Raw genomic sequence first — 26,062 nt, 5'->3', positions numbered from 1 at the left:
AGCGTGGCGGGCAGAAGCCCGCCCTGCGGTTCAGCGGACGCCGAGGCCCATTTGCATGAGCGTCTTGCGCACGGGTGGTAGGGAATAGAGCGCATTCAGCCCCATCGCTCGTGCGTCGCGCAGCGGACGCGCTTCGATCATCGAGGCGCGGTTCAGCAGGTCGATGCCTTTGACGCGCAGTTCGATCTCGGTATGGCGGGCCTTGTGATAGGAATCCAGCATCTGCGCATCGCCTAAGCCCTCGGGCCGGGCTTGCGTCAATTCCAGCAAGCAGCGCAGATCGCCCAACGACATGTTCAGCCCCTGCGCACCAATAGGTGGCACCACATGCGCGGCCTCGGCCATCAGCGCGATGCGTTCGCCCGACAACCGTTCCGCCGACTGGCTGATGATCGGCCAGATCGTCCGGCGTGAGGCCAATTTCAGCGGTCCGAACAGCCCGCAAGAGCGTTCGGTCATGGCGGCTTCGAACGCGTCGGATTCAAGGTTTAACAGTTCAACGGCACGTGGCCCACGTTCCATCCAGACAATGGCCGAGGACGGCTGGCCCTGCCAGTCGGGCAGGGGGACCAATGTGAACGGCCCGCCCGAGCGGTGAATCTCGGTCGAGACATTGTCGTGCGGGATGGGATGGGTGACGGCGAAGGCGAGGGCCTTTTGGCCGTAGCGCGTGGTATGAACATTGATCCCGGCAGCTTCGCGCATTGGTGAACTACGCCCGTCGGCGGCGATTACCAGTTTGCAGCGGATGCGGGTGCCGTCGCTCAGGCCGACCCGTGCCTCATTGGTGCGGGTGAACAGGCTGACCGTACCGGTGCCGGGGCGGAAATCGACATTCGGCAGTTCGGCTAGTCGCGCCACCATCTCGCGGCGCAGCAGCCAGTTGGGCAGGTTCCATCCGAATGGCTGATCCGAGATATCGGCGGCGTTGAAATCACGCACGACGCGCGGTTCGGGCACATCGCCACCCGCATCCACGATGCGCATGATCTGCAGGGGCGCGGCGTGGGCATCCAGCTTGGCCCAAAGCCCGCATTGTTCCAACAGACCGTGGGCAGGCTGCAAAAAAGCGGTGGTACGCAGATCCGATCCGTCCACGTCCCGCTCGGTGATCGGAGGGGTGGGATCGACGCAGACTACGTCGAACCCGGCAGCGCCAAAGGCGGCGGCGGCGGTCAATCCGGCGATTCCGCCGCCGGAAATCAGGATGTCACAGCTGTCAGTCATGAGTATGTCTCCGTTGCCGCAGACACTAGTGCTGTTGCGCGGTGGGCGCCAAGTGACATCCTGTCTCGTGCTTTATCCCCGAGAGATCAAAATCAGGACAAGGAACATCGTCGGCACCAGCATCAGGGCGGGAATGTAAAGACCCGGCAGGCCGAACAGAAGGATGGAACAGCCCCACATGCTGACCAGCGCCGCGGCTGTATAATAAAGGTCTTCAGCTTCGGCATTGGCCGCGTCCCGGGCCATCCAGCCAAACACGGGAATTGCAAACAAAAGGCGCTGCCAAAGAGGCAGGCGCTGAGGCATCTCAAGCGCGGTCATTGGGGTCTCCGATTCTGTTCGTCGCTGAGCTGCATATGGGGTCAATTCTGCAACTGCGAAACGAACAGATCGTCGCAGTGTGACAGCCTATCGCAGGCGACCCAGAAACCCGGTCAGATCATCGGTGTGATGGTGAATATGGTCAGCCTGGTGCGGGTCAGGCGCGACGTGCACGGTACGCATTCCCATCTCGTGTGGGGCGGCCAGATTGCGTGGATCATCTTCGAACATGGCGGCTTTCGCTGTATCGATTCCATCCTGCGCAAAGATCGCCTCGAACGCGGCTTTTTGCGGCTTGGGGCGATAGCCTGCGTGTTCTACGCCATAGATCGCGTCGAACAGCCCATTCAGACCGCGTGCCGCCAGAACGCGCTCAGCATAAGGTGCAGATCCATTGGTATAGACAATGCGTCGCCCGGGCAAAGCGCGGATATGTTCCACCAGCGCAACATCGGGTTCCATATGGCTCATGTCCACCTGATGCACGGCGTGCAGATAGGGATCGGGGTCCAGATCGTGCTCTGCCATCAGGCCCGCGAGTGTCGTGCCGTATTCGCGCCAGTAATGCGAACGCAACCGGTCGGCCTCGGGGCGGTCGACGCCGATAGCTTGCACGACGTAATCCGTCATCAGCACTTCGATCTGATCGAACAGGCGCATATGCGGCGGGTAAAGCGTGTTGTCTAGATCGAACACCCATTGGGTGACATAGGAAAAGGCAGGTTTGACCATGCTTTGGGTTTAGGGCGATGGGCTGCGGTTTTCAATGCCGCACTTGATCGGGGGGGCGTGTGGCGGCTAGACAGGTCCGAACGAGGAGACAATTCAGCCGATGCCCCAATCCAAACAGTCCAATACGGACGCCTATAGCCTTATTCTCGAAGCGATAGACGTCGGTGTCTACAAGCCTGGTGATCGGCTGGTGGAAAGCGAACTGGCCGAGCGGTTTGGCGTTTCGCGCACTCCGATCCGCGAGGCGCTGCAGCGGCTGGAAACGCAGTCGTTGCTGGAACGGGACGGGCGGTCGTTGATCGTGGCCTCATTGGACCACAACCAGATGGCCGAGCTTTATGTTGTCCGGCGTGAATTGGAAGGGTTGGCCGCACGTCTGGCCGCAAAACACGCAACCGAAGAGGAAATTCGGGTCCTTCGGGACATGGTGGTGGCCGATAATGAGTTGATCGGAGATCCTGTTGCGCTGTCGCGGGCCAACCGGAGATTTCACGAACAGATTCACCTGGCTTCGCATAACCGCTATCTGGTGCAGCAGCTTGATCTGGTGCATCGGACCATGGCCTTGATGGCGACCACATCGCTGGCCGCAGAAGGGCGTGGCGAGATTGCGCAGAGCGAGCACAAAGGCATCGTGGACGCGATTGCGGCGCGAGACGAGGACGCGGCGGCCAAGGCGTTGCAGGATCACATTTCGGTCGCTTTCATGACGCGGCTGAAACAGGATGCGATCCGGCGCGAGAAATAGCGGCCTCACGTTCCTCGACCGCATGGCCGTGCTGGGTCTTGTCCCAGAAGAACGGATTGACCGCCAGTTCCCACAGGCCTTTGTAGGCCGCCAACACGCCCAGCGGATAGTAAAGCACCATGGTCGGCACCCAGGGTAGCAGGAACCTGCGTTTGCCTGCGATGACACCGCAGATACCCACCAATAGGTTGGCGGCTTCGGCGACGAGAAACAGAACCACGCAGGCAGTCAATAAACCGGGTGTCAGGATTGGTTGATACAGGTTGGGCAGCCCGAAAAAGATGGGCCAGAACGCCCACAAAAGCGGGGCCAGAAGGAATTGGCCCAGTGTTCCTAGAAAAAAGGCCTGTAAGCCCAAAAAGCGCAGCAACCCCAGATCGCGCAGCAATTGGCGTGGTGCGCGCATATGCACCAGATAGGTTACCATGAACCCCTTCAGCCAACGCGAACGCTGCTTGACCCATGGCCAGGCGCGAAAGTTCGCCTCTTCATAGGTCGTGGTGCAGACGATCTCGGTCCGATATCCGGCACGGCTTAGGCGGAAACCCAGATCGGCATCTTCGGTGACATTATGGGCATCCCAACCGCCCAGTTCGACCAGCTTGTCGCGGCGAAAAAAGAAGGTTGTGCCGCCCAGCGGAACGACCAGACCAATTCGCGCGATGCCTTTCAGGACGACGCGAAACCAGCCGCTGTATTCGATGGTAAAACAGCGCGACCGCCAATTGGTGCGCGGATTGTAGTAGTCTAGAATACCTTGCAGGCACACCACCTCCTTTGGGGCGTTCGCGAAATGGCGGACAACGGTTTCAATCTGATCGGGTTGCGGGGCGTCTTCGGCATCCCAAACGCCCAAAATCTCTCCACGGCAGAAATCCAGCGCATAGTTCATCGCACGGGGCTTGGTGGTCAGGTCACTCCGATCCGGCACAACAATGGCGCGCATCCAGGTTGGCAGTTCTATTTGCCTGAGCGCCTCATTGGTTACGTCATCCCGCTCTTCCAGCACCAAAATGACATCCAGCAACGCTTTGGGATAGGTCAGGCGGCGCAGCCGGGCGATCAGGTCATCGGCAATCTCGCGTTCCTTATATAGCGGCACAAGGATCGAGACGCGGGGTAGGCGAAGTGACTCAGAGGTCTTTGTTGTTGGCTCAGATTTTTCTCGCCATAGATAAGCAATGAGCCCCGAGAGTCTGAGAGACAAGAACAGTCCCAGGGTCAGCAGTGCAAAGCCCAAAAGAAGGCCGAGGCCAACTATCGGGAAACAAACACAGAGTGCCGCGAATAGGATAAATCCAATGATCGGCCCACGGCGCGTCTGGGCCGACCAATTCCTGCAGCTTTGCCGCGCCTCAACGCGAGTTTCTGCAGCTTGTGCCAGCGGTTGAGCATATTGACGGGCGATGGCAGCATCGATCTGCTCGGGTCCTGCCAGAACCGGGATGATCGTGTAACCGTGGCCTTTCAATGCGTCTGCCACTGCGTCGAATGTATCCGGCCTAGCTGTAGCGATCAGCAGGATTGGCCCCACACGCATCCAGGGCAGTACATTGTGCTCCAACCAAAACTCGACCGGTTCGAGCAAGCAGAGGTCTGCGGCTGGTGGTACCTGCGCAAGATCGGCGATCTGAAGGCCGGTTTGGTCAGACAGCGCCGAGAGAACCTGCGCACGGCTGGCCCATCCTTCACTGACCAGTATTTCCCCCAATGGCGCGTTCTGGAATACTTGCATCCGCAGGGCGCGCGCCAACTGGTCGGATGTGATGATGCCTTGTTCGACGAGACATGTGCCGAGCGGTTTGCGCGAATGCGGCCCGGGCACAGGCTGCGCCAGTGTCTGACGCTGGAGATTCAATTCGACCATAACGAAACCCTGCCGCATGTAACATCCGGCAGGGTTGCTTAGTCAGGGTTAACACACGGTTAACGCTGTTGAATTCGCCTTTAAGCTTGTGCTTTTTGATCCGCCATCGCCGCGGCAAAGCGTTCGAACAGGTAGAAACTGTCCTGCGGGCCGGGTGACGCTTCTGGATGATGCTGCACCGAATAAACCGGGCGACCCGTCATGCGGATGCCGCAGTTCGAGCCGTCAAACAGAGAGCGATGCGTTTCGACTACGCCATCGGGCAGTGTTTCCGCGTCCACGGCGAAGCCGTGGTTCATCGAGGTGATCTCGACCTTGCCGGTTTCCATATCCTTGACCGGATGATTGGCACCATGGTGGCCGTGGTTCATCTTGATCGTCTGCCCGCCAAGCGCCAGTGCCAGCATCTGATGGCCTAGGCAGATGCCAAAGACGGGCAGATCTGTTGTATCCAGCACTTCCTTGATCATGGGAACTGCATATTCGCCGGTAGCCGCCGGATCGCCGGGTCCGTTTGACAGGAACACTCCGTCTGGCTTGTGTGCCAGCACCTCCGCTGCCGTTGCGGTGGCGGGCAATACGGTTACGTCGCAACCTGCCGAGGCGAGACAGCGCAAGATGTTGCGCTTGGCACCATAGTCGATCGCGACCACCTTGTGCATCGGAGCTTCCTGACGCTGGTAGCCATCGGGCCAAGCCCAACGCATCTCATCCCAGCGATAGCTTTGGGCGCAGGTGACTTCTTTGGCCAGATCCATCCCTTCGAGCCCCGCAAATCTACGCGCTGCAGCAATCAGGGCTTCGATATCGAAGTTTCCCTCGGGATCATGAGCTAGCGCCACGTGCGGTGCGCCTTGCTGGCGGATCGCGCGGGTCAGGCGGCGGGTATCGACGCCGCCGATTGCGATGCGACCACGGCGGGCTAACCAGCTTTTTAGCTCTTCTGTCGCGCGCCAATTCGACGGCTCGGTCGGGTCCCATTTGACCACCATCCCGGCTGCCACCGGGTCGCCGGTTTCGTCATCTTCGGGATTCACTCCGACATTGCCGATATGCGGGAAAGTGAAGGTCACGATCTGGCCCGCATAAGAAGGATCGGTCATGATCTCTTGATAGCCCGTCATGGCGGTGTTGAAACACAACTCGGCCTCGGTTTGACCGGTTGCGCCGAAGCCCACACCGTAAAACAGGGTTCCATCGGCCAACGCCAGACATGCGGTGGGCTTGGACGGGGCGTTCTGGGCCATGGCGCGACTCTCCTGCAAGGTAAACGGGCGCATAACTAAGTGGGTTATACGCTAGGGTCAAGTCTGTTCAAATTTTGGGCTATTGTTAAAAATCAATAAGTTACAATTAATGTCCACTGTTGTACCAACCTTTTTGTTTCGATATGGTCAGGGTTCCTTTGCCATGGGGATGGACAGACCATATGGATATGCGATCACGGGTGAACTCTGCCCTGAAGCAAGCTATGAAAGACAAAGCCGCCGAGCGTCTTTCGACACTGCGCCTGATCAATGCGGCGATCAAGGATCGTGATATTGCTTCGCGCGCCTCTGACAATGAAGAGACCAAAGGCTGCGGCGATGCCGAAGTGCTTGAAATTCTGGGTAAAATGACCAAGCAGCGCAAGGAAAGCGCACGCGCCTACGAAGAGGGTGGACGCCTTGATTTGGCCGAGCGGGAACTGCGCGAGGTTGAGGTGATTGAGGAATTCCTGCCCAAACAGCTGGACGACGACGAAGTTAGCAAGGCCATTCAGACCGCCATCACGTCTACTGGGGCGGGCTCAATCCGCGATATGGGCAAGGTGATGGGCGAGTTGAAGTCGCGCTATACCGGTCAGATGGATTTCGGCAAAGTAGGACCGATGGTCAAAGATCATCTTTGCGCTAACTCGAACGGCGCTTAATCACGTCGATTTGCGCAGTTTCTGACTCAGATCATCAAACAGCGCGATCCGCTCGTCCTCGGACAGGAACGCGCCGATCTCAACTTCGCGCCCATCGCCGATCAGCGTTACGTAGTGGGGTACCGGACCACCGCTGGTGTGCATTTCGGGGCGGGCCCAATAGCGGTTGCAGGTCCATTCCTGATCGCCCTTGTCTGGGTGGTGGTGCACAAGGTGGGCTTGCGTCTGGCCTAAGGTCAGAACCTCGAACACGCTGCGCGCGCGATAGTTTGTCTGGATTGCCAACCAGAGGCCCAGAACCGTCAGCAGCAGGAACGGCAGCAGACCCCACAGGACGATCGAACCCAACATCGCCAGCAGCGGGATCAGTCCGAACAGGAACACCGACAAGATGACGGTCATTGCACCACGTGGCGGCAAGGAGTTGTGCGGCCAAAGCCGCAGTTCCTGTTCAGCGTCCGAGTTTTCTGTCCATTGATAAGGCATGGCGAGAACCTAGCTCAGACCGGCGCAATGTCGAAGCAAAAATCGGTCAGACAACGTGGCCGACGCGGACCCATGACAGGGCATCGTCAAGCCGGTCATCACCCCAGAACACTTCGTCGCGGACAACAAAGCTGGGTGCGCCGAAAACCCCCAGTTTGATGGCCTTGTTTGTCTCGTCCTCCAAGGCTGCAACAGCGTCCGGGCTGCGGGCACGGGCAAGCATCAGGCGTGGATCTTGTTGGCACCGAAGCAGGGCTTCGGAAATGGCGCTTTCGCTACCGGCCTCAATCCCGTCCTCGAACCAGATCCGATAAAGATTTTGCGTGAACCCGGCGCCCCAGCCGTCCTGCATGCCCAGCAAAGCCACCTGATTTGCCAGCGCCAGGTCAGAAATTGGATAGGGGGCGGGAAGTTTGGCGTGGATGTGATATTTCGCAGCGCGCCGCTCAATATCGCGCCACATATAGGCCGACTTCACCGGTTTGCCAGCGAAGGGAATATTTTGCTGTTCCGACATCACCGTGCGCACGTTGAAGGGGCGCCAGGTTACTGTCGCATCGTTTTCTTCGCACCAGCCATCCAGGCGCGTGATGGTCAGAAAACTGTAAGTGCTGCCGATTGAATACCAAAAGTCGATCTCGGGCATAGCAAGGCTCCTGTCAAAAGGGGCTTTGCCAACCAGAATACCGCAAAACGGAGGTTTTTTCGATCTTTGCCCAATTTAAGTGGTCAAAGTAGCGCTTTATCGATGGGTTCTGTCGGCTGAGGGGCAGTGCCGCAGGAAGTCATCTGGCGCAGGTCGATTTCGATCATGCGGCAGATGGACGAGATCGGAACATCGGTTACGTCGCCTTCGAACGGGTCCTCCATCGAGGCGCTGACCCGTTCAGTCACGAAGAAAATCCAGCAAACCAACGCTCCGATCGGAGCAAAGACTGCCCAGTCAAGCAGAACGGATTTTGTTACCGAGTAGCCCATCCCAGCGGTGATCGAGCGTTGGTCATTCAACGCCAGCGGTAACATGAAGATAAAAATATAGCTGAAGATGCGCCCGACCTCGGCGACCTGCCGCGGGAAGGGGGTATTCTTGATACGTTCGCTTTGGCCTTGCGCGTCTGCAAACCGTGCTAGCCGGTTCATCAGCGCCACATGCCAATAGGGTTCGATCTTGCCGGATTGCGCCAGTGATGAAAGCCGCTCACCCTGAAGAAACAACAGGTACGCGGCACGGTTGGATTTCCCTTCGAGCAGAGGCATATCAGCCGCCAGTTGGGTATCGCGCCAGCATTCGGGTTCCTGATGCAGCGCGATTTTGTCCACGACCGGTTTGTGTCCGAACATCCACGGGCGGCGGGCACGTCCATGCGTTGCGGGCTGGCGCAGCTGAAATGCCAGCATGTTGAGCCAAGCGATATGACGTTCCAGCAATTCACGCCGTATCTCGGGCGCAAGCGGCGTGCCGTCAGCCTGAACCAGATTGCTGATCGTGTTGCCCCAATCGCGACTGGCGTTGACGATGTCCCCCCAGATCTTGCGGGCCTCGACCCAGCGGCCATAGGCCGAGGTGTTCTTGAAACCCAGAAAAAATGCCACTGCCAAACCCAGCATCGTGACCGGTGGGCTGGAGTTCGAGATCAACTCAAGTGGAGTAACTTCATCCACTAGTTCAAGCAGGAGTATCCAGGCCATGACGATGCAAATGAACCCGGCAGAGCCTTTGACCAGTTGCCGAAGTGTGATGCCGTGATGGAGAATCATGTGGCGCGCACCCGTCTTAGATTATGCTGTTTTCGCAAATACTAGCGGCCTGATCTTTGGTGCGTCTACGTGTTGGAAGCAGCAAGTTGCGGACTGGGGGCATAAAAAACACAAAGCCCCGCACGGGGCGGGGCTTTGCTGAATTTGGTTTGGATGGCGGGATTAGTGCGCGTGGCCCTTGTCCCAGTCTTCCTGCTTGGGCAGCTGCTCGAACGTGTGTTCAGGCGGCGGCGTGGGCAGGGTCCATTCCAACGTATCCGCGTATTCGTTCCACGGGTTCGGGCGTGTCTCTTTCGCACCACGCAGCAGGGCGTAGATCACGATGCCGAAGAACAGCAGGAACGAGGCGAACGAGATGAACGCACCAATCGACGAAACGAAGTTCCACTGAGCAAACGCTTCAGGGTAGTCGATATAGCGGCGTGGCATGCCCTGACGGCCCAGGAAGTGCTGCGGGAAGAAGGTCAGGTTGGCGCCGATGAAGAACAGCCAGAAGTGAACCTTGCCCCAGAACTCGGAATACTGACGGCCCGTCATCTTCGAGAAGTAGAAGTACACGCCAGCGAAGATCGCGAAGACGGCACCCAAGCTCATCACGTAGTGGAAGTGCGCAACGACGTAGTAGGTGTCGTGATAGGCACGGTCCACGCCGGCCTGCGACAGCACAACGCCGGTCACACCACCAACGGTGAACAGGAACAGGAAGCCGAAGGCGAACAGCATCGGGGTTTTGAACTCGATCGAGCCGCCCCACATGGTCGCGATCCACGAGAAGACCTTAACGCCGGTCGGAACCGCGATGACCATCGTGGCCAGCATGAAGTAGGCCTGCTGGCGCAGCGACATGCCAACTGTGTACATGTGATGCGCCCATACGACGAAGCCCAGCACACCGATCGCGATGATCGCCCAGACCATCGGCAGGTAGCCGAAGATTGGTTTACGCGCGAAGGTCGCGATCACGTGGCTGATGATGCCAAAGCCGGGCAGGATCACAATGTACACTTCCGGGTGGCCAAAGAACCAAAGGATGTGCTGATACAGGATCGGATCACCGCCACCAGCCGGATCAAAGAAGGTAAAGCCAAAGTTGCGGTCCATCAGCAGCATGGTGATTGCGCCTGCCAGAACCGGCAGCGACAGCAGAATCAGCCACGAAGTGACGAAGATCGACCAGCTGAACAGAGGCACCTTGAACAGTGTCATTCCCGGGGCACGCATATTCAGGAAGGTGGTGATCATGTTGATTGCGCCGAGGATCGAGGAGGCGCCCGATACGTGCACGGCGAAGATCGCAAGGTCCATGGACATGCCGCCTTCGGTCGTCGACAGCGGTGGATACAGAACCCAGCCTACACCTGAACCAAGCTGGTCGTTACCACCGGGGCTGAGCAGCGAGGCGACGCCCAGCGAGGTGCCAGCGACATACAGCCAGAAGGACAAGTTGTTCATCCGCGGGAACGCCATGTCCGGCGCGCCGATCTGCAACGGCATGAAATAGTTGCCAAATCCGCCGAACAGGGCGGGGATGACCACGAAGAACATCATCAGAACACCGTGATAGGTGATCATCACGTTCCAGAGGTGACCGTTGGGGGTACATGGATCGGCCATGAAACCTTCGAGGCACATATACTGAACACCGGGGTGCATCAGTTCGAGCCGCATATAGACAGTCATCAGAACCGAGATCAGACCGGCAAGAGCCGAAAAGACCAGGTAGAGAATCCCGATGTCCTTGTGGTTGGTCGACATGAACCAGCGGGTGAAAAAGCCGCGCTGATCTTCATGCTCGTGACCATGAATGGCTGCGTCTGCCATTAGGTGCCTCCTGTTGCAACTGTACCGCGCAGTCGGACCTCTCCAACGCGCGGGATTCCTGCTGGTTTTAGATTGCGAAGGGGCGACCTTCAATGGTCGAGTTTGATCTGGATCAAGATTAATTGTCGCGGGCAGACTGTGCTGCGCGATAATCTGACCTCGGATGCGAGGGATTTGGGGATTCAGTCCGCGATTACAAGTGGTGACGGGGAAACCCGCTTGACCCGCATCAAGCGGCGGCTCAGAACAACGGGTAAGTCCAACACCGGAGGCCTGTAATGACCGCTTATGATCCCGAAAATGTCTTTGCCAAGATCCTGCGCGGAGAAATCCCGTCAAACCGTGTGTATGAAGACGACGACACCGTCGCGCTGATGGATATCATGCCCCGGGCGGACGGGCACTTGTTGGTGATCCCCAAAACCCCCTGTCGCAACATGCTGGATGCAACGCCCGAGCAACTGGCAGCGGTGATGGCGACGGTACAGAAGATGGCTCACGCTGTGAAAGAAGCGTTTGACGCTGATGGCGTCACCGTTCAGCAATTCAATGAGGCCGCAGGCGGGCAAGAGGTATTTCACCTGCATGTGCATGTATTGCCGCGCCACGAGGGCGTCTCGATACGCCCGCCCGGTAAAATGGGCGATTTTGACCTGATTGCTCAACACGCCGACAAGATCCGCGCGGCACTGACCTGATCCACCTTCGAAGCGAGCTGTCGCAGGCGACGTGATCACCAAACGCATGGAGCACGACACTTGCGTAATCGCGCTGCCCGTCGCAGACCTGAGGAATACGGATCAGTCTTGTTCCATTCATTTCATGCGTGCGATCCGGACTCGTAAATCATCAGGCTGCTGTCCGGCGATTTCATTAGCCCGGTTCAAGTTTTTCCATTTGCAGCTTCGAGCGTGAGCAAGGCCTCTAATTAGACCAGCGGCTGGCCAGATCTTGGCCATGGCGTACGCATTGCAACCGCCGCAGCGCGGTATCGTCATAGCGGCGCCGATTACCCGCAGTAGGTTCGAACGGCGGTAGAAGTCCAGAACCGGATCGTAGGTGCTTTGAATCCAGTGCGAAATGAGGGAGCCCCGATTGCATTCATTTTCGAAAACACCCCCTTGAACCTCTAGTCACTAGAGGAATTATGTAGCATGGTGATTCAGAAAATAGGACACACTAAAATGGCTCATCAGCATTCCCACAAAGGGCACAGCCACGCGCATGTTGATCCGCAGGCCGGCGATGCGCGCGTTGCCTGGGCCATCGCGGTCAATATGTTCTTGACGCTGGCACAGATTGTGGGCGGGGTTATTTCAGGGTCGCTCGCCTTGATTGCGGACGCCTTGCACAACCTGTCAGATGCGATTGCGCTGGTCATCGCATTCTTTGCCCGCAAGATCGCTCGTCGACCCGCAAACGCGCGTATGAGTTTCGGGTATGGCCGGGCCGAGGTTGTAGCGGCGCTGGTTAACTACACAACACTGATCGTTCTGTCAGTCTACCTGCAGTACGAAGGCGTAATGCGGTTTGTCGAGCCCGAGCCGGTTAATGGCTGAATCGTTGTCTGGATCGCTGGGATCGCATTGGTCGTCGACCTTGTCACCGCTATGCTGACCTATTCCATGTCCAAGGACAGCATGAATATTCGTGCGGCATTCCTGCACAATGTGGCCGATGCATTGGGGTCCGTCGCCGTGATTGTCGCAGGTACCGCTGTAATTCTCTTCAACTGGACTTGGGTCGACCCAGCGGTCACCATCATGATCTCACTTTACATCCTTTGGCACGTCAAATCCGAGATCGGTGAAACCATACGCGTTCTGATGTTGGGCGCGCCAATAGAATTGGATCCGGAAGAGGTCGCCACAGCCATTGAGGGCGTATCGGGTGTGGCAGGAGTTCACCACATCCATCTGTGGAGCATGCAGGAGCGTGAGCCCGCGCTGTCGGCGCATCTGCTCATCAAACCCGACGCACAAGATAGTGCCGAGGATATCCGGGTGATGGTCAAGCAGGTTCTGCAGAACAAGTTTGGGCTTGGTCATGTTACGCTTGAAATCGAAGCCAGCGGGCACGCTTGCGTCGGATCAACCCGATTTGGGCATCAACAGATTTAGGGGCCTAAAACGAGAATTGCCGTTCCGATATGGGGTCGGAACGGCAGACTCGTAACCAAACACTTTCACGGATTTCGCAGGGCAGCCCTGAGATCACCGGTTAACACACCACTCACTCATGAACGGTCATTACATACTATGTGGTCAGATGGCGTTTGTAAGGAGAGGATGTGAAGAATCCCTGAATTTGAGGCGAATTGAGACCATTCAAAGGAATTTTCTGAATGATTTTCGAAACAGAGTGCCCCAAATTCTAGCATTGTCTTTTGCGTATTCTGGCCAGATCTGTCCGAATACGTGGAATCACCTATAAACTAGGCGCCTTCGGTGGCGAAGACCTCATCAAAGGTCTTTTTTAGCGCAACATCGACGTCATCCATGGTCACCGGCAACCCAAGATCGACCAGTGAGGTCACCCCGTGTTCCTGAATTCCGCAGGGCACGATACCGGTGAAATGGGACAGGTTCGGCTCGACATTGATTGAGATACCGTGAAAGCTGATCCATTTCCGCAGGCGAATGCCGATGGCCGCGATCTTGTCCTCGGCTGGCTGGCCGGTGATCGTCAGCGGCTTGTCTTGCCGTTGCACCCAGACGCCCACGCGGCCGTCGCGGATCTCACCGGTGACATTGAACTCGGCCAGAGCCGCAATCACCCATGCCTCAAGCTGCTGCACAAAGCGGCGCACATCATGACCGCGTTTGCCCACATCAAGCATGACGTAAACAACGCGCTGACCGGGGCCGTGATAGGTGTACTGTCCACCGCGCTTGCTTTCATAGACCGGAAAGCGATCCGGATCGGTCAGATCTTCTCGCTTGGCAGAAGTCCCAGCGGTATAAAGCGGAGGGTGTTCCAACAGCCAAATGCATTCGTCCGCCTCACCCGCTGCAATCGCAGCAACGCGCGCCTCCATGAAGGCAGTGGCCTCGTCGTAGTCGATCAGCCCGTCGGTAGTCTTCCATTCCATGCTCGTTCCTTAGACCGTCTGCGGGGCAGGGGGAAGGGGTCAGGCGGCCTCGGCCAGGCAGCGTTGCAGGACCTGCGCATAAGTGTCCGTGCCCTGTGCGCCGGTCAGCAGATATTTCCCTCCAAACACCATCGAAGGCACGCCCGAGATGCCTCGGCTGGTCCAGAAATCTTGTTTTTCACGCACCGGTTGGGCATGCGCACCTGATTCAAGTGCGGTTCGCGCCGCCTCCGGGTCGAGCCCGGCCGTCTCGACCGCGCCCATCAACACTTCGACGTCAGAGACATCCTGTTGCTTGGTGAAATAGGTTTCGAACAGGGTCAGTTTCAGCGGATGCTGACGCCCCTGTGTTTCCGCCCAGTCAAGCAGTTGATGCGCGGCAAAGGTGTTCACGATTCTGCTGTCATCAGTGAAATTGAAGGTGAACCCAAGTTCAGTGCCCAACGCAGTCAACCGCTCGCGCGCCTGCTGGCTTTGTTCGGGCGTCGAGCCATATTTCTCGGCAATATGCTCCCTCAGATTCTGTCCCTCTGGCCCCATGTTGGGGTTCAGTTCGAACGGATGCCAGCGCAATCGGGCCAGCACATTCTCTTGCTTCAGTGCGGCATCGAGTTGACGAAAGCCGACAATACACCACGGACAGACCACATCCGAGACGACATCAATCTGCACGGTAGGGCGGGGATCGGGCGAGGGCATGGCTGCTCCAGATTGCATTGTATCGCGGTTAGATATGGCTAAAGCACGTGATTTCAATCGGCTGTGTTTTTGCCTCTTCACATCGCGCGGCTCAGCGTCTATACGCCCCTCTACCAAGTCATTGGCAGTGCGGTCGTGGCGGAATTGGTAGACGCGCAGCGTTGAGGTCGCTGTGGGGTAACACCCGTGGAAGTTCGAGTCTTCTCGACCGCACCAAAATATCTGAAATAAATTAACTATATCAATGGTTTATTATTTATAGATGCAGGCGTGCCCACCCCTGTAACCACCGTTAGATTGCGCTTTAGTCGATCGCCGCTCAATTGCAGAGGCTTTTTTGCTCGGTCGAGCGCCATGGGCGCTTAAAACACTTATTAGGTGCTCGCGACCTTCATGTGGCTTAACACAGTCCCAACATCATTTGGTCCATTGCGTTTCGATCTCGACTATCGCAGAAATTGTGCAATGGATCAGATGCAAAGTAATTTCGATTTTTTGGATAAGCTAGACGGTGAACTTGCCAATTTAGGCCGACTTGCCGAGAGCTATTTTCAAGAAGACCCCAGCACAAGCTTGATTAAGCTTCGGCAATTCGGCGAACGTCTTGCCCGACGACACGCCGTGCTAGTGGGCGTTGACTTAGTTGACGCAGATACTCAAGTCGATCTGCTGCGTAGGCTAAAATATGATAGGGCCGCGCCTGACCGTGTGCTGGATGTGCTTCACCACATCAGAAAGCTTGGCAACATTGCGGTTCATGAGGGTCAGGGTGATCACCGTCAAGCACTGACATGTTTAAAGATGTCAGTTCAGCTCGGAGTTTGGCATCTTCGTGCCACCACAAAGGATCGAGAGTTCTCGCCTGGCCCGTTTGTCCCCCCGCGTGCCCCTCAGTCATCAACAGAAGAGCTTGTGAAGGAACTTGAGCGGCTGCGGCGTGAGCGTGACGATGCACTGACCGCTGTGCAAAGAGCGGAAGAGCAAAAAAGACAGGCTCTTCTGGACGCTGAAAGCGCCGAGGCGAGGCATCAACGTGAACTTTCCGAGCGTCAGACTTGGGAGGCTTTGGCGCAGGATGCCGACAAACAGCTGCAAGAACTGGCCGCACAGGTGCAAGGACAATCGGCGACGCTGCGAGCTGAGTTCGTAGAAGCTGCCAATGTAGCAGTTTCGGCTATAGACCTAGACGAACAATCTACACGTGCACTGATAGATCAGCAGCTTAGAGATCGCGGGTGGGAGGCAGACAGTTCCGAAATTCGGTACAGCAAAGGTATTCGGCCCGCGAAAGGGCGAAACGTAGCAATTGCCGAGTGGCCAACTAAATCCGGTCCTGCTGATTACGCCCTTTTTGTTGGAGAATACTGCGTTGGTATTGTTGAAGCAAAGCGGTATCGAAAAAACGTGTCGGCGGCGATAGATCAGGCCGAAAGGTACTCAAGAGGATTTGAGTGGACAGGAAACAAGTTAAAATGGACAGAAGAGTTCCATGTCCCATTTGTTTTTTCAACAAACGGACGGCCCTTCCTGAAACAGGTTGAAACCGAGAGTGGAATTTGGTTTCGAGACGTAAGGCTGTCGCAGAACCTACGTCGCGCCCTCATGGGATGGTTCTCACCCGACGAATTGATTTCCATGCTGGAAGTCGAGAAGGACAAGGCGCAGGCTGCTTTGGAGGCCCGTTCCTTCGACTTTGGTTTCCAATTGCGCCCGTACCAGAAGGCTGCAATCCAAGCAGTTGAGAATACACTTAGTTCAGAAAAACGCGAAATGCTGGTGGCTATGGCGACAGGAACCGGCAAGACCAAGCTAGCCATTGCCATGCTTTATAGACTGTTGGCCACGAAACGTTTCCGTCGCGTCTGCTTCGTTGTGGATAGGTCCGCGCTAGGCACTCAGACCAGTGATGAATTTATGAGCACTGCGATTGAGGGGCCGAAAACCTTTGGGCAGCTGTTTGGCATGAAGGGGCTTGAAGACGTCAAACCTGATCCCGAAACACGTGTGCACATTTGCACAATCCAAGGGTTGGTGAAACGTGTTCTTTATAACTCCGACCCCACAGATGTTCCACCGATTGGTCAATACGACCTGATGGTGATTGACGAATGCCATCGTGGCTACTTGCTCGACCGGGAAATGTCGGATGCTGAATTGAGCTTTAGAAGCCAAGATGACTATGTCTCGAAGTATCGGCGCGTTTTGGAGTATTTCGATGCGGTTAAGATCGGGCTTACAGCTACGCCCGCACTCCACACAGCACAGATCTTTGGCGATCCAATTTATACCTATACTTATCGAGAAGCGGTGGTGGACGGCTGGCTGATCGACCATGAACCTCCGGTTCGTTTTCAGACGGCCCTTAGTAAGGCGGGTATCACCTTTGAGGCCGGAGAAGATGTGGAAGTTCTTGACAGTCAAACGGGAGAGGTCGACAGCGTTACCACGCCAGACGAACTGAATTTCCAGGTGGAAGCATTTAACAAGCGAGTGATCACACAGCCTTTTAATCAGGTCGTCGCGGAGGAACTGGCAAGACACATCGATCCAAATCTGGATGGAAAGACTTTGGTGTTCGCGGCCACGGACGCCCACGCGGATATCGTCGTGCATGAACTGAAAAAGGCATTCGCGGCGCAATACGGTTCGATTGAAGATGCTGCCATTCGAAAGATCACAGGCAGCGTAGACAAAGTTGGGGCCTTGATCCGCTCGTTCCGAAACGACGCGTTTCCGCAGATTGCAGTTACCGTTGATCTGTTGACCACTGGAATCGATGTGCCAAAGATCACCAATCTCGTTTTTATTCGGCGCGTGAATAGCCGTATTCTATATGAGCAAATGTTGGGTCGGGCCACCCGCCGGTGCGATGATATCGAGAAGGAGGTTTTTCGTATTTTCGATGCCGTGGACCTCTATGCCTCGCTTCAAGACCTAACAAAGATGAAACCTGTGGCCAGCAACCCCAAGCTCACGTTCGAACAGCTTTTTGATGAGCTAGCGTCGGTTGTTGAAGAGGACCAGCGTGAGCTGGTGCGCGATCAGGTGCTGGCGAAGCTCCACCGCAAACTCAGAAAGTTACCTAGCAAGGTAGCGGATGCGGTAAGAGATTTGACGGGGGAGACCGCAGAGGAGCTGCGGGACCGTTTGAAGAACCACAGCTCTGAGCAGGCCGCTGAATATGCCAAGCGGTTTGCAGGTTTGGGCAAAATACTTGATTGGGACCCTGACGGGTCTGGACCAAACCTCGTGCCGATCTCGCACCATGAAGACAGCATGGAGGCCGTAACAACCGGGTACGGCGACTATGAGAAACCGGAGGATTTCTTGGATACCTTCACGTCCTTCGTGAAGAACAACCAGAACAAAATCGCAGCACTTTCAGTCGTGGTACAACGGCCTAGGGAACTCACGCGGACCGAGTTGCGAAACCTGCGCCTTGAACTGGATAAGATGGGCTTTTCTGAAACCAGTCTTCGACGCGCGTGGAATGATGCATCAAACGAAGATATAGCCGCTTCAATCATCGGTTTCGTCAGGCAAGCGGCGTTGGGTGACCCTCTGATACCATTTGAAACACGCGTGCAATTCGCTACAAAGGCGATCCTAGCAAAGGCAAGGTGGACAGACCCGCAAAAGACTTGGTTGCGACGTATCGCCGAACAAATCACAAAAGAAATTGTCGTGGACCGTGACAGCATCGACCAAGGCACCTTTGCAGCGCAGGGGGGCTTTAAGCGCCTCAATCTGGTGTTCAACGGTCAGTTGGAAACCATCCTCCACGACTTTAATGAAGAACTCTGGAAAGTGAGCGCATGAACCCGAATACCGCTGAAATCGTCGCCAAGCTTTGGCGTGAATGCAAAACGCTCCAGTCGGCTGGGGTGTCGTACGCAAACTACGTTAACGAACTGACTTACCTGCTGTTTTTGAAGATGCTGGAGGAAACCGGTCAGGAAAGCCGACTGCCAAACGGGCATTCTTGGCGAAAACTAGCAACGACGGAGGGCGGTGATCAACTCGAATACTATAAGTCGATGTTGCTGGAACTGGGTAACCCCAAAAATACGACTGACCCGGTGACGCTAGCGATCTTTACCGACGCAATGACGCACATCCGCTTGCCCAAAGACCTCAAGACACTGACAACCAACATCGACAAGCTTGATTGGTTCACGGCCCGTGAAGATGGTTTGGGTGATCTCTATGAAGGTCTTTTGGAAAAGACGACTTCGGCCACGAAGTCCAAGGCCGGACAATACTTCACACCTCGCGCCTTGATCGATAGCATCATCCGCGTGGTCAAGCCGCAACCCGGCGAGATCATCCAAGACCCTGCTGCTGGTACAGGCGGTTTCCTCATTGCCGCTGATCGTACGATCAAGGATGCCACCGACGATCTGTTCACGCTTTCCGAAGAACAGGGCAATTTCCAACGCCGTCTTGCTTTTCGAGGGCACGAATGGGTGCCCGACACCCACCGTCTGTGCGTCATGAACATGCTGCTACACGGGATCGAAAGCCTCGTAGGATGTGAAGATAGCTGCGCGCCACAGGGGGAAACACTTGGCGAAGCCGATGTGATCCTCACCAATCCACCGTTCAACAAGATGTCGGGCAATGTGAACCGCCCAGATTTCACTTTAACTGCGGGCGAACGTGTCGGCCCCATGCCATTCCTCGAACATGCCGTTCGCAACCTTAAAAAGGGCGGGCGTTGCGCGATTGTCATGCCGGACAACATCCTGTTTGGCGACGGCTTAGGCACTGAACTGCGACGCTTTTTGATGGCGAACTGTAGTCTGCACACCATCTTGCGTCTGCCGACCGGGATTTTCTATGCCCAAGGGGTTAAGACCAACGTGCTCTTCTTCACCCGCGTTACGGATAAGGTATATCCAGCCAATCACGGGCAGCAGGCCACTAGCGATGTTTGGTTCTACGACCTCCGTACGAATATGCAGTCCTTCGGCAAAACCAACCCGCTGACGCGCCAGCACTTCGAGGAGTTCGAAAGTCTTTTTGGCCCAGATCCCTCCGGCTACTCTGATCGTCAGGAGCAGGGTGAGGAAAGCCGTTGGCGCAAGCTCACCCGTGAACAGATCACTGAACGCGGTGACAATCTCGATTGGACATGGCTGCGCGATGAAAGCGGCGATCCCGAGGACGATATGACCGAGCCGGACGAAATTGCCGCCGCGATCATGAGCCACCTCCGCGCCGCCTTGGGCGAGATCGAAGCGCTCAGCGAAGAACTGGAAGACACCCCAGTCGTCGAGGCCGCAGAATGAGCACAGGCGAAACCTTTGGGCGCACCATCCAGCTGTTCCTAGTCGATGGCAAACCCACCGGCCTACGCAAGGCGACGATCCACGGCTGGACTGGTGTTGTACTTGTCTCCAGCCAATCCACATTCGCCAATCTCACCAGCCGTGACGAGGTTGACCGCACCGGCGCTTATGTCTTGACTGGCCCTGACCCAGAAAAACAAGGTATGACCCGCGTCTATATTGGCTCGGCCAATTCCGTGCGTGAGCGGATTAAGCAAAGCGCTGAAAAGCGCGAGTTCTGGGAAACGGCCATCGCGGTGACTACCAGTGATGATGACCTGTCCAAGGGTCACGCAGAGTACCTGGAAGCGCGACTGATCGAGTTGACGGCGCAGGCGGGCCGAGTGGCGCTAGACAACGGAACCCAACCCGACACCAGTCGCCGCAGACTGCCTGAGGCGGACGTGGCGAATATGGAGCAATTTTTGGCCAACCTACGGATCATCCTACCGGTGATTGGGCTGGACATGCTCAAACCGCAGCCCCGAGCGGTAGCGCAAGCTGCGAAGCCGGTGGAAGAGCGAACCAAAGGCGATGTCCAGTTTGAAATTCGCCACAAAAGCGGGATCCAGGCAACGGCGGTGGAAGAAGACGGCGAGTTCATCGTGCTGGAAGGGTCTGAGGCTAGAAATGAAACGGGCTATACCCAACACAGCTATACCGAGTTGAAAAAAGAGCTAGTTGCCGATGGCGTGCTTGTGCCATGCGGAGAAGGCAAAGTGAAGTTTGCTAAGTCGTGGTCGTTCAGAAGCCCGTCAGCCGCAGCAGCAATTGTTTATGACCGTAGCAGCAACGGGCGTCATGAGTGGAAGGTTAAAGGCTCCAAGCAGACCTATCACGATTGGCAACAGGCGCAGGCCGCCAAGCAGGAGGCGGCGGAATGAGTGAGCTTCCGAAGGGGTGGGCTTCTCCCGGCTTGGCCGAGATTTGCACCTTCAACCCAAAGCACGATCCAGAAACAGACCGGGATCAACACGTGTCTTTTGTCCCGATGCCGGCCGTATCTGATGAGCGCGGTTCAATCGAAACCCCTCAAGATCGACCGCTTTCAGAAATCTGGAAGGGCTATACGCATTTTCAGGATGGCGATGTGATCTTTGCCAAAATTACGCCGTGTATGGAGAACGGAAAATCCGCCGTAGCGTCTGATCTCACCAACGGGCTCGCTTGTGGCTCAACTGAATTTCACGTGTTGCGCCCCGAAGGCGGGATATTGCCTGACTATATCTGGAGGTTTGTTCGCCAAGTTGATTTCCGCAAAGATGCAGAAGCTCACATGACCGGTGCTGTCGGTCAACGGCGTGTGCCAAAAACCTACCTTGAGAAGCACCCGATCCCGCTCCCCCCACTCCGCGAGCAAAGGCGGATTGTGAGGAAGCTCGACACCCTCAGCGCCCGCACCTCCACAGCCCGTGCCCACTTCACTGCCATCGCGAAGCTGGTGGAGCGGTATAGAACCCAGGTACTTCAGGCGGCTCTGTCTGGCGTCTATACAGTTGATTGGAGATTAAAAAATCCAACGCCCGAAACAACGGCGGTAAAGATCGTGGGCGAGTGCAAAGAAAATTGCATCTCTGTACGTCGCTCGAAACAGCCAACAAGAAATCTTGTTCCGCCTGAGAGTGTTCCATTAGACTGGGGTTTTGAACGCGGACAAGACTTGTGCAGTGTTATCGTTGATGGCACGCACCACACGCCGACCTATGTCGACGACGGCGTTCCCTTTATTTCTGTAAAGGACGTTCGAAATGGGAAAGTCTATTTCGATGCGTGTAAGTACATTTCTAACGAAGAGCATGCAGAACTGTCGAAACGCTGTGCGCCGAAAACCGGCGACGTGCTGATTACGAAGAGCGGCACTATTGGAAGGCTCGCAGTCTTACGAGAAGTTCCAGATTTCAGCCTTTTCGTTAGTGTTGCAATGATCCGACCCGCTTCTCCCAAGCTCGCCCCGAACTTTCTTGCATACGCCCTCGAAAACTGGGTTAGATCAATAAACATTAGCGCGGAGATCACTGGTTCCACTATCAAGAACTTGCACCTGCAAGATATCAAAGCGCTTGGATTTCCAATACCTTCGTTTGAAGAACAATGCGAAATAGTCCACCGGATCGAAGCCGCCTTCGCCAAGATTGACCGCCTCGCCGCCGAAGCCGAGAAGGCCCTGAAACTCACCGACCGGCTTGATCAACGCATCTTCGCCAAAGCCTTCGCAGGCGAGCTTGTCCCCCAAGACCCTACGGACGAACCCGCTAGCGTTTTACTCAACTGCATAAGAGAAGAACGCCGCACCAAACCTAAACCCAAACGCGGGCGCAGGAAGAAGGTTGAGGTATAAATCATGGCAAGGCACATACCTGGGCAACGTATCGAAGGCATCCCAGAGATCACCGTAAAACCGGGCAGTTTACCAGGCACTTGGGATGTGTTCATGAAGCCCTCCGAAGAGCGAATTGAGGAAGCGGGCCTTAGCTCATTTACCGATAATATCGAGCCGGTAGTCCTGTATATCCTTGATACAGCGAACGAGCGCGTGCGGCTCTTTCCGATCTTTACAAGACCAGAGCCAGATGGGTCGTACACGCCCAAGCATAAGAAAATCAAGGCGATCTCTTTTGATTGGTTCCTTTCCACCCCAAACCCGAATGAGAATGACGCAGATGCTGCCCTAGACTTCCAACCGGATGGCCTTACCCGTGACCCGAACTTTGGGTTGGGGATGAAAAAAGAGTATCGTTTTGTTTTGGATGCGGTTGCTGAGCACACAGACAAGGATGTTCTTTACATCGGCGAAGGCGATCCGTTGGAAGACGAATTCAAGCTATCGTTGGACGACTTTGAAAACCTAGTCACGGAGATCGATCGAATTGATCGTCGTGCTCAAGTGGCCGAAAATGAGGTAAAGGCAACGACGGCATTCAATACTATTGCCGCAGTTGTGGGGGCCGAGTCGCGCCCATTTCGGTTAGGCCGTAACGAAATTCGGCAGTTGATCCAGAAGTATGCGGCTGACCCGGACTATCGCGACCCAGATGCACAGAAAGAATTGGTCACTGAGCTTGGGCGCTCAGCCCGTACTTTCGCTCAGCAAGCGCCGGAAGCGACGGAGCAACTTATCTCAGAACTTGAACTGACCCGATTGGAGATGGCTGTCAGAGAGTTTGAAGATTTGATTGCCAAGAACCACAATGAGAACAAGTGGCAGAAATTTTTTGAAGATGACCCGTTCCTACTGTCGTTTGCTTTTGGTTATCCCCTAGTTTGTGTCAACGGTCAGTCATATGTCGGAGGACGCCGAATAGATGGTAAAGGCGAAAAAATCGGTGACTTTTTGTACAAGAATAGTGTCAACAACAACGCTGCTCTTGTCGAGATTAAGAAACCCCAATCTCCGCTTTTGAAGAAGTACCGAGATGGCGTTTTTAACCCACACGATGAGCTTACTGGTGGCGTGACACAGGTGCTTGATCAGCGCTATCACTTTGTCCGGCGGTTTGCGCTGCACAAGTCTGACAATGATTGGCATGGTGATGACGAAGTTGCCGACTACGAGATCGATTGTGTGCTAATCGTCGGCACCATGCCTAGCGAGACAGACCAACGACGTTCGTTTCAGATGTATCGAAAGAACTCCCACGGTGTCCGCATCGTCACATTTGATGAAGTGTTGGCGATGCTAAAAAACTTGTTGCACTATTTGCAGACGACCAGCCTGACGAGTGCTAGCTGAGGGTGGTCTCAACAACGGGCTTACAAAGCTTTACCAAGGCGGGCGCAAACGCATGACAGATTGTGACACTTGCAACTATCTTAGTTGCCGAGTACCCGCGCGTTGATGAAGCCATACAGGACAAAGAACGGCCAGGCTACTATGAAGACAGCCCTGCATAGAAGAACCGCAAGATCGCCGGATTGTTCACCTGCGAGCAGAAAACGCTGATCTTCGCGCAGGGTTTCCAATTCTTCATCAGTTCGGCAATTTGATTGTTCCGACGTCGAGAGGTCTCTGAGAAAGACCAACCTCCAAAGATATGCCCCGGCAAGTAGGTATCCAAACGCGGCGACAACGGTCCAGAATGCCATATTAGTTTTCCTCCATGATCTTTCGTGCTGTAATTGGGCTCGATGGTTGCAACCCGTTGCAATCTACGCGCTGGGCACGGTCACTTCGGCATGACCGTTGCAACGGGTTGCATTTCCCTCTGACAACAGATGGATACGTGTCTCAAGCATTTGCCACGGGATTTCGCGGCGGATGGCGGCTGTCTGCGGTCCATAATGGGGTCGGGCCTCTGTAGCAGCCACGTAGGCTGCCCTCAGAGCAGTATTTGGCACTTCAAGGGCCTCACCCAGCCAAAACACCATCGGGGGGCACTGAAGCTGATTGTAGATGAACTGGCAGGACCGGCCAGAGTTTGGTTTGCGACCATAAACGCCGGGGGTGTCATATTCCTTCAGCCAGCGCAGCCAATGCTCTTTTTGACTTCTATACCAAGCGTTTCCGAAGCCGACGCCGATTTGGAGGAAATGCTCCAGCATAGTGGTCATGGGCTGGTCTTCGGTAAGGGTTTCAATCGTCTTCAAAAGGACATCTCTCTTCATGAGGAACCATACCAACGTAGTCGGTTCGGAAAACAATAACTGTCTGTTATCAATCATTTTTATGCCCTCTTCTCATACTTCTTGCCGTCTTGAAAAATGTCTCATCCAATGGGTCCCATTGGCCAAACAGACGCCAATGCATGTGCATCAACATGGGGTTGTTTGACGTTTCAGGTATCCACGACGATGTGGCAACGAATTCGGCCATTTCCGCCGCCATATCAGTCGCGCTGGAATAACCGGACGTAAAGTCGAGCAGTGTGCACCACACCTTGAAGGTCTCTAACTCAGGGTCGGCAAACTTGCCGTTTTCAAACTTTTGTTCGAGGGCATTGAGGTGTCGCATCAACCGCTCGCGGGCCTTGTGGCCAATGCCGATGGTCGAGCCATCAGTCGGGTGAGAATAGCCAAGGAACTCTAAGTCGTAATCCGGGTCAGCGGATGTCGGACTATGCAACGTCAGAGGACCGAAAGGGCACCGACCCAAGCTGTCGGCCAAGGTATCCCTAATCGTCCGGCTGCCTTCCTCGGTGCGGCTGGCAACCAAAAGGTTGTCAAAGCACACGATCACCCGAACGTCGTCAATACGAGGTAAGTCATTGAGAACGTTGTTCAGGTGCCACGCCAAAATGGCGCTTGAAGCCGGAGAGCCTTGCATAAGTCCCGAAGGCCCTCTGGTGTTGCAAACAATATCATCGGTATAGGAACCAATAGGAGCATGATCCCGTACCATGTAGTTCTCCGGCGTTGCCGCATCTGGCGTTTCCGGCGAAGCCCCTTTCTTGGCTTCATGTTTCGAGGAATGTGCTTGGAACGAAAAACGTGTGTTACGAGTATCTAGAACATTGGCGATTATCCGATTGGGGAGCGGCAAGTCGTACAGCGCGTCTAAGTTGAAGCTGTCAAAGCAGTCTTCAATGTCGGTTTGCCAAAGATTGCGGTATCCTTCGCGTTGCAGTTGTTGGATGTGAACCGCTGCATGGTCTCGGCCATAATGCTTGACACCAAACAGTGACGGGTGCCGAACGAACTCGGCGTCCATTGCGCTATTGATGATCTTGTGCGTTGCAGACAGTACCGGCGGCATGATGCAAATGTTTCGTTTACCACCGCTGGCTTTTGTTATCGGGTATGTTGCCACCGCATGTTCTTGCTCGGCGTATGGGTTAACCTGCTGGGCCAGAGTATAGGCTTGTTCTCGACCGATCTTCCCTTTGGTAGCTTTGAGAATGGCTGCCTGCTTCACGTCCGGGTGCCGAAAAAAACCGCGTTGCAGGGTATGACGGCGCTTACCCGCTTTCCGCCCCGCCATCAGCTTTCGGACTTGCTGCGAATAAATCTGGTACAGGGCTTGCTTCTCCAAACGCCAAGGCATGTTGCCGGAGGTGCAAGAATTTTGATGGTCGTTGGGCTGCATCGCTTGATCTTCGGTTGTTTGGATTTGCTGCGAGGGCAAAGCGATTAAACG

General features: G+C 55.5%; 23 protein-coding genes, 1 tRNA gene and 1 pseudogene. 11 read left to right on the top strand and 14 right to left on the bottom strand.

Annotated features, from left to right (window positions below):
- Positions 1-30: 30 nt before the first annotated feature.
- From ACR0NE_RS18470 to ACR0NE_RS18460, 3 genes are all read right to left on the bottom strand, one after another.
- Positions 31-1,227, bottom strand: coding sequence for a UbiH/UbiF family hydroxylase (locus tag ACR0NE_RS18470; protein ID WP_170595989.1), 1,197 nt, complete (start codon positions 1,225-1,227; stop codon positions 31-33).
- Between the two features lie 72 nt (positions 1,228-1,299).
- Positions 1,300-1,548 (bottom strand): hypothetical protein, encoded by a 249-nt coding sequence (locus ACR0NE_RS18465; protein ID WP_170405023.1) that lies wholly within the window; start codon positions 1,546-1,548, stop codon positions 1,300-1,302.
- 87 nt (positions 1,549-1,635) lie between these two features.
- Positions 1,636-2,280, bottom strand: coding sequence for a pyrimidine 5'-nucleotidase (locus ACR0NE_RS18460; RefSeq protein WP_170595987.1), 645 nt, complete (start codon positions 2,278-2,280; stop codon positions 1,636-1,638).
- Positions 2,281-2,380: 100 nt separating this feature from the next.
- Between ACR0NE_RS18460 and ACR0NE_RS18455 the strand changes: the two genes are divergently transcribed.
- A complete protein-coding gene (locus tag ACR0NE_RS18455) occupies positions 2,381-3,028 on the top strand; it encodes a GntR family transcriptional regulator (protein ID WP_170393473.1) in 648 nt (215 codons plus the stop codon).
- On the opposite strand, the gene ACR0NE_RS18450 is transcribed toward ACR0NE_RS18455, so the two are convergent.
- Together ACR0NE_RS18450 and carA are read right to left on the bottom strand one after the other, a co-directional pair.
- Positions 2,985-4,913 (bottom strand): glycosyltransferase family 2 protein, encoded by a 1,929-nt coding sequence (locus ACR0NE_RS18450; RefSeq protein ID WP_480459405.1) that lies wholly within the window; start codon positions 4,911-4,913, stop codon positions 2,985-2,987. The two genes, ACR0NE_RS18455 and ACR0NE_RS18450, sit on opposite strands and share 44 nt — an antisense overlap.
- Before the next feature lie 62 nt (positions 4,914-4,975).
- Positions 4,976-6,142 carry a glutamine-hydrolyzing carbamoyl-phosphate synthase small subunit gene (gene carA / locus ACR0NE_RS18445; RefSeq protein WP_170595985.1) on the bottom strand — a complete coding sequence of 389 codons (1,167 nt, stop codon included), beginning with the start codon at positions 6,140-6,142 and terminating at the stop codon, positions 4,976-4,978.
- A gap of 182 nt (positions 6,143-6,324) precedes the next feature.
- Between carA and ACR0NE_RS18440 the strand changes: the two genes are divergently transcribed.
- Positions 6,325-6,807: a GatB/YqeY domain-containing protein gene (locus tag ACR0NE_RS18440; protein WP_170393469.1), complete on the top strand. Its 483-nt coding sequence runs from the start codon at positions 6,325-6,327 to the stop codon at positions 6,805-6,807.
- On the opposite strand, the gene ACR0NE_RS18435 is transcribed toward ACR0NE_RS18440, so the two are convergent.
- From ACR0NE_RS18435 to ctaD, 4 genes are all read right to left on the bottom strand, one after another.
- Positions 6,808-7,293, bottom strand: a complete 486-nt coding sequence (locus ACR0NE_RS18435) for a DUF2244 domain-containing protein (RefSeq protein WP_170510555.1) — start codon at positions 7,291-7,293, stop codon at positions 6,808-6,810.
- A gap of 46 nt (positions 7,294-7,339) precedes the next feature.
- Positions 7,340-7,939 carry a 2-hydroxychromene-2-carboxylate isomerase gene (locus ACR0NE_RS18430; RefSeq protein ID WP_170393465.1) on the bottom strand — a complete coding sequence of 200 codons (600 nt, stop codon included), beginning with the start codon at positions 7,937-7,939 and terminating at the stop codon, positions 7,340-7,342.
- A gap of 83 nt (positions 7,940-8,022) precedes the next feature.
- Positions 8,023-8,982: a bestrophin family protein gene (locus ACR0NE_RS18425; protein WP_480762298.1), complete on the bottom strand. Its 960-nt coding sequence runs from the start codon at positions 8,980-8,982 to the stop codon at positions 8,023-8,025.
- Between the two features lie 231 nt (positions 8,983-9,213).
- Positions 9,214-10,872, bottom strand: a complete 1,659-nt coding sequence (gene ctaD, locus ACR0NE_RS18420) for a cytochrome c oxidase subunit I (RefSeq protein WP_170393460.1) — start codon at positions 10,870-10,872, stop codon at positions 9,214-9,216.
- A gap of 102 nt (positions 10,873-10,974) precedes the next feature.
- Here ctaD and ACR0NE_RS18415 point away from each other — a divergent pair, with 102 nt between their 5' ends.
- The 3 genes and pseudogenes from ACR0NE_RS18415 (at position 10,975) to ACR0NE_RS18405 (ending at position 12,992) form a co-directional block, all read left to right on the top strand.
- Positions 10,975-11,151, top strand: a complete 177-nt coding sequence (locus ACR0NE_RS18415) for a hypothetical protein (protein WP_170595981.1) — start codon at positions 10,975-10,977, stop codon at positions 11,149-11,151.
- Entirely contained in the window at positions 11,151-11,570 is a 420-nt protein-coding gene (locus tag ACR0NE_RS18410; protein WP_170393458.1) for an HIT family protein, read from the top strand. Before ACR0NE_RS18415 ends, ACR0NE_RS18410 begins: the two co-directional genes overlap by 1 nt.
- 486 nt (positions 11,571-12,056) lie before the next feature.
- Positions 12,057-12,992, top strand: a pseudogene (locus ACR0NE_RS18405) (cation diffusion facilitator family transporter).
- 314 nt (positions 12,993-13,306) lie between these two features.
- Here the strand turns inward: ACR0NE_RS18405 and lipB are convergent.
- Together lipB and ACR0NE_RS18395 are read right to left on the bottom strand one after the other, a co-directional pair.
- Positions 13,307-13,963 (bottom strand): lipoyl(octanoyl) transferase LipB, encoded by a 657-nt coding sequence (gene lipB, locus ACR0NE_RS18400; RefSeq protein ID WP_170595979.1) that lies wholly within the window; start codon positions 13,961-13,963, stop codon positions 13,307-13,309.
- A 39-nt stretch (positions 13,964-14,002) separates the two neighbouring features.
- A complete protein-coding gene (locus tag ACR0NE_RS18395; protein WP_170595978.1) occupies positions 14,003-14,662 on the bottom strand; it encodes a DsbA family oxidoreductase in 660 nt (219 codons plus the stop codon).
- A 129-nt stretch (positions 14,663-14,791) separates the two neighbouring features.
- On the opposite strand from ACR0NE_RS18395, the gene ACR0NE_RS18390 reads away from it, so the two are divergent.
- From ACR0NE_RS18390 to ACR0NE_RS18365, 6 genes are all read left to right on the top strand, one after another.
- A tRNA-Leu gene (locus ACR0NE_RS18390) sits at positions 14,792-14,878 on the top strand.
- Between the two features lie 249 nt (positions 14,879-15,127).
- The gene (gene hsdR / locus ACR0NE_RS18385; RefSeq protein ID WP_480459401.1) at positions 15,128-18,481 is read left to right on the top strand and encodes a type I restriction-modification system endonuclease; all 3,354 of its coding nucleotides are present in this window, start codon (positions 15,128-15,130) and stop codon (positions 18,479-18,481) included.
- On the top strand, positions 18,478-19,953 hold the full coding sequence (locus ACR0NE_RS18380) for an N-6 DNA methylase (RefSeq protein ID WP_170595976.1): 1,476 nt from the start codon (positions 18,478-18,480) through the stop codon (positions 19,951-19,953). The genes hsdR and ACR0NE_RS18380 overlap by 4 nt, the downstream gene beginning before the upstream one ends.
- Complete coding sequence (locus ACR0NE_RS18375; RefSeq protein ID WP_170595974.1) at positions 19,950-20,876, top strand: GIY-YIG nuclease family protein; 927 nt, start codon at positions 19,950-19,952, stop codon at positions 20,874-20,876. The genes ACR0NE_RS18380 and ACR0NE_RS18375 overlap by 4 nt, the downstream gene beginning before the upstream one ends.
- Positions 20,873-22,330 carry a restriction endonuclease subunit S gene (locus tag ACR0NE_RS18370; protein WP_170595972.1) on the top strand — a complete coding sequence of 486 codons (1,458 nt, stop codon included), beginning with the start codon at positions 20,873-20,875 and terminating at the stop codon, positions 22,328-22,330. Before ACR0NE_RS18375 ends, ACR0NE_RS18370 begins: the two co-directional genes overlap by 4 nt.
- Before the next feature lie 93 nt (positions 22,331-22,423).
- Positions 22,424-23,722, top strand: a complete 1,299-nt coding sequence (locus ACR0NE_RS18365) for a Shedu immune nuclease family protein (RefSeq protein ID WP_170595970.1) — start codon at positions 22,424-22,426, stop codon at positions 23,720-23,722.
- An 80-nt stretch (positions 23,723-23,802) separates the two neighbouring features.
- Here ACR0NE_RS18365 and ACR0NE_RS18360 read toward each other — a convergent pair whose 3' ends face one another.
- From ACR0NE_RS18360 to ACR0NE_RS18350, 3 genes are all read right to left on the bottom strand, one after another.
- Positions 23,803-24,075: a hypothetical protein gene (locus ACR0NE_RS18360; protein WP_170595968.1), complete on the bottom strand. Its 273-nt coding sequence runs from the start codon at positions 24,073-24,075 to the stop codon at positions 23,803-23,805.
- A gap of 63 nt (positions 24,076-24,138) precedes the next feature.
- Entirely contained in the window at positions 24,139-24,594 is a 456-nt protein-coding gene (locus ACR0NE_RS18355; protein WP_170595966.1) for a hypothetical protein, read from the bottom strand.
- Between the two features lie 49 nt (positions 24,595-24,643).
- A complete protein-coding gene (locus ACR0NE_RS18350) occupies positions 24,644-26,011 on the bottom strand; it encodes a hypothetical protein (RefSeq protein WP_170595964.1) in 1,368 nt (455 codons plus the stop codon).
- Positions 26,012-26,062 lie beyond the last annotated feature (51 nt).

Source organism: Ruegeria sp. C9, assembly GCF_056537585.1.
This window is presented reverse-complemented; position numbering and strand designations above follow the sequence as displayed.

Bases quoted from the DNA above. Each gene is read 5' to 3' on its own strand.
- ACR0NE_RS18375 (WP_170595974.1), top strand. From the start codon at position 19,950: ATGAGCACAGGCGAAACCTTTGGGCGCACCATCCAGCTGTTCCTAGTC.
- ACR0NE_RS18380 (WP_170595976.1), top strand. From the start codon at position 18,478: ATGAACCCGAATACCGCTGAAATCGTCGCCAAGCTTTGGCGTGAATGC.
- carA (WP_170595985.1), bottom strand. From the start codon at position 6,142: ATGGCCCAGAACGCCCCGTCCAAGCCCACCGCATGTCTGGCGTTGGCC.
- ACR0NE_RS18410 (WP_170393458.1), top strand. From the start codon at position 11,151: ATGACCGCTTATGATCCCGAAAATGTCTTTGCCAAGATCCTGCGCGGA.
- ACR0NE_RS18365 (WP_170595970.1), top strand. From the start codon at position 22,424: ATGAAGCCCTCCGAAGAGCGAATTGAGGAAGCGGGCCTTAGCTCATTT.
- lipB (WP_170595979.1), bottom strand. From the start codon at position 13,963: ATGGAATGGAAGACTACCGACGGGCTGATCGACTACGACGAGGCCACT.
- ACR0NE_RS18435 (WP_170510555.1), bottom strand. From the start codon at position 7,293: ATGCCTTATCAATGGACAGAAAACTCGGACGCTGAACAGGAACTGCGG.
- ACR0NE_RS18455 (WP_170393473.1), top strand. From the start codon at position 2,381: ATGCCCCAATCCAAACAGTCCAATACGGACGCCTATAGCCTTATTCTC.
- ACR0NE_RS18355 (WP_170595966.1), bottom strand. From the start codon at position 24,594: ATGAAGAGAGATGTCCTTTTGAAGACGATTGAAACCCTTACCGAAGAC.
- ACR0NE_RS18425 (WP_480762298.1), bottom strand. From the start codon at position 8,982: ATGGCCTGGATACTCCTGCTTGAACTAGTGGATGAAGTTACTCCACTT.
- ACR0NE_RS18465 (WP_170405023.1), bottom strand. From the start codon at position 1,548: ATGACCGCGCTTGAGATGCCTCAGCGCCTGCCTCTTTGGCAGCGCCTT.
- ACR0NE_RS18430 (WP_170393465.1), bottom strand. From the start codon at position 7,939: ATGCCCGAGATCGACTTTTGGTATTCAATCGGCAGCACTTACAGTTTT.
- ACR0NE_RS18395 (WP_170595978.1), bottom strand. From the start codon at position 14,662: ATGCCCTCGCCCGATCCCCGCCCTACCGTGCAGATTGATGTCGTCTCG.
- ACR0NE_RS18360 (WP_170595968.1), bottom strand. From the start codon at position 24,075: ATGGCATTCTGGACCGTTGTCGCCGCGTTTGGATACCTACTTGCCGGG.
- ACR0NE_RS18350 (WP_170595964.1), bottom strand. From the start codon at position 26,011: ATGCAGCCCAACGACCATCAAAATTCTTGCACCTCCGGCAACATGCCT.
- ctaD (WP_170393460.1), bottom strand. From the start codon at position 10,872: ATGGCAGACGCAGCCATTCATGGTCACGAGCATGAAGATCAGCGCGGC.
- ACR0NE_RS18450 (WP_480459405.1), bottom strand. From the start codon at position 4,913: ATGCGGCAGGGTTTCGTTATGGTCGAATTGAATCTCCAGCGTCAGACA.
- ACR0NE_RS18460 (WP_170595987.1), bottom strand. From the start codon at position 2,280: ATGGTCAAACCTGCCTTTTCCTATGTCACCCAATGGGTGTTCGATCTA.
- hsdR (WP_480459401.1), top strand. From the start codon at position 15,128: ATGGATCAGATGCAAAGTAATTTCGATTTTTTGGATAAGCTAGACGGT.
- ACR0NE_RS18440 (WP_170393469.1), top strand. From the start codon at position 6,325: ATGGATATGCGATCACGGGTGAACTCTGCCCTGAAGCAAGCTATGAAA.
- ACR0NE_RS18370 (WP_170595972.1), top strand. From the start codon at position 20,873: ATGAGTGAGCTTCCGAAGGGGTGGGCTTCTCCCGGCTTGGCCGAGATT.
- ACR0NE_RS18470 (WP_170595989.1), bottom strand. From the start codon at position 1,227: ATGACTGACAGCTGTGACATCCTGATTTCCGGCGGCGGAATCGCCGGA.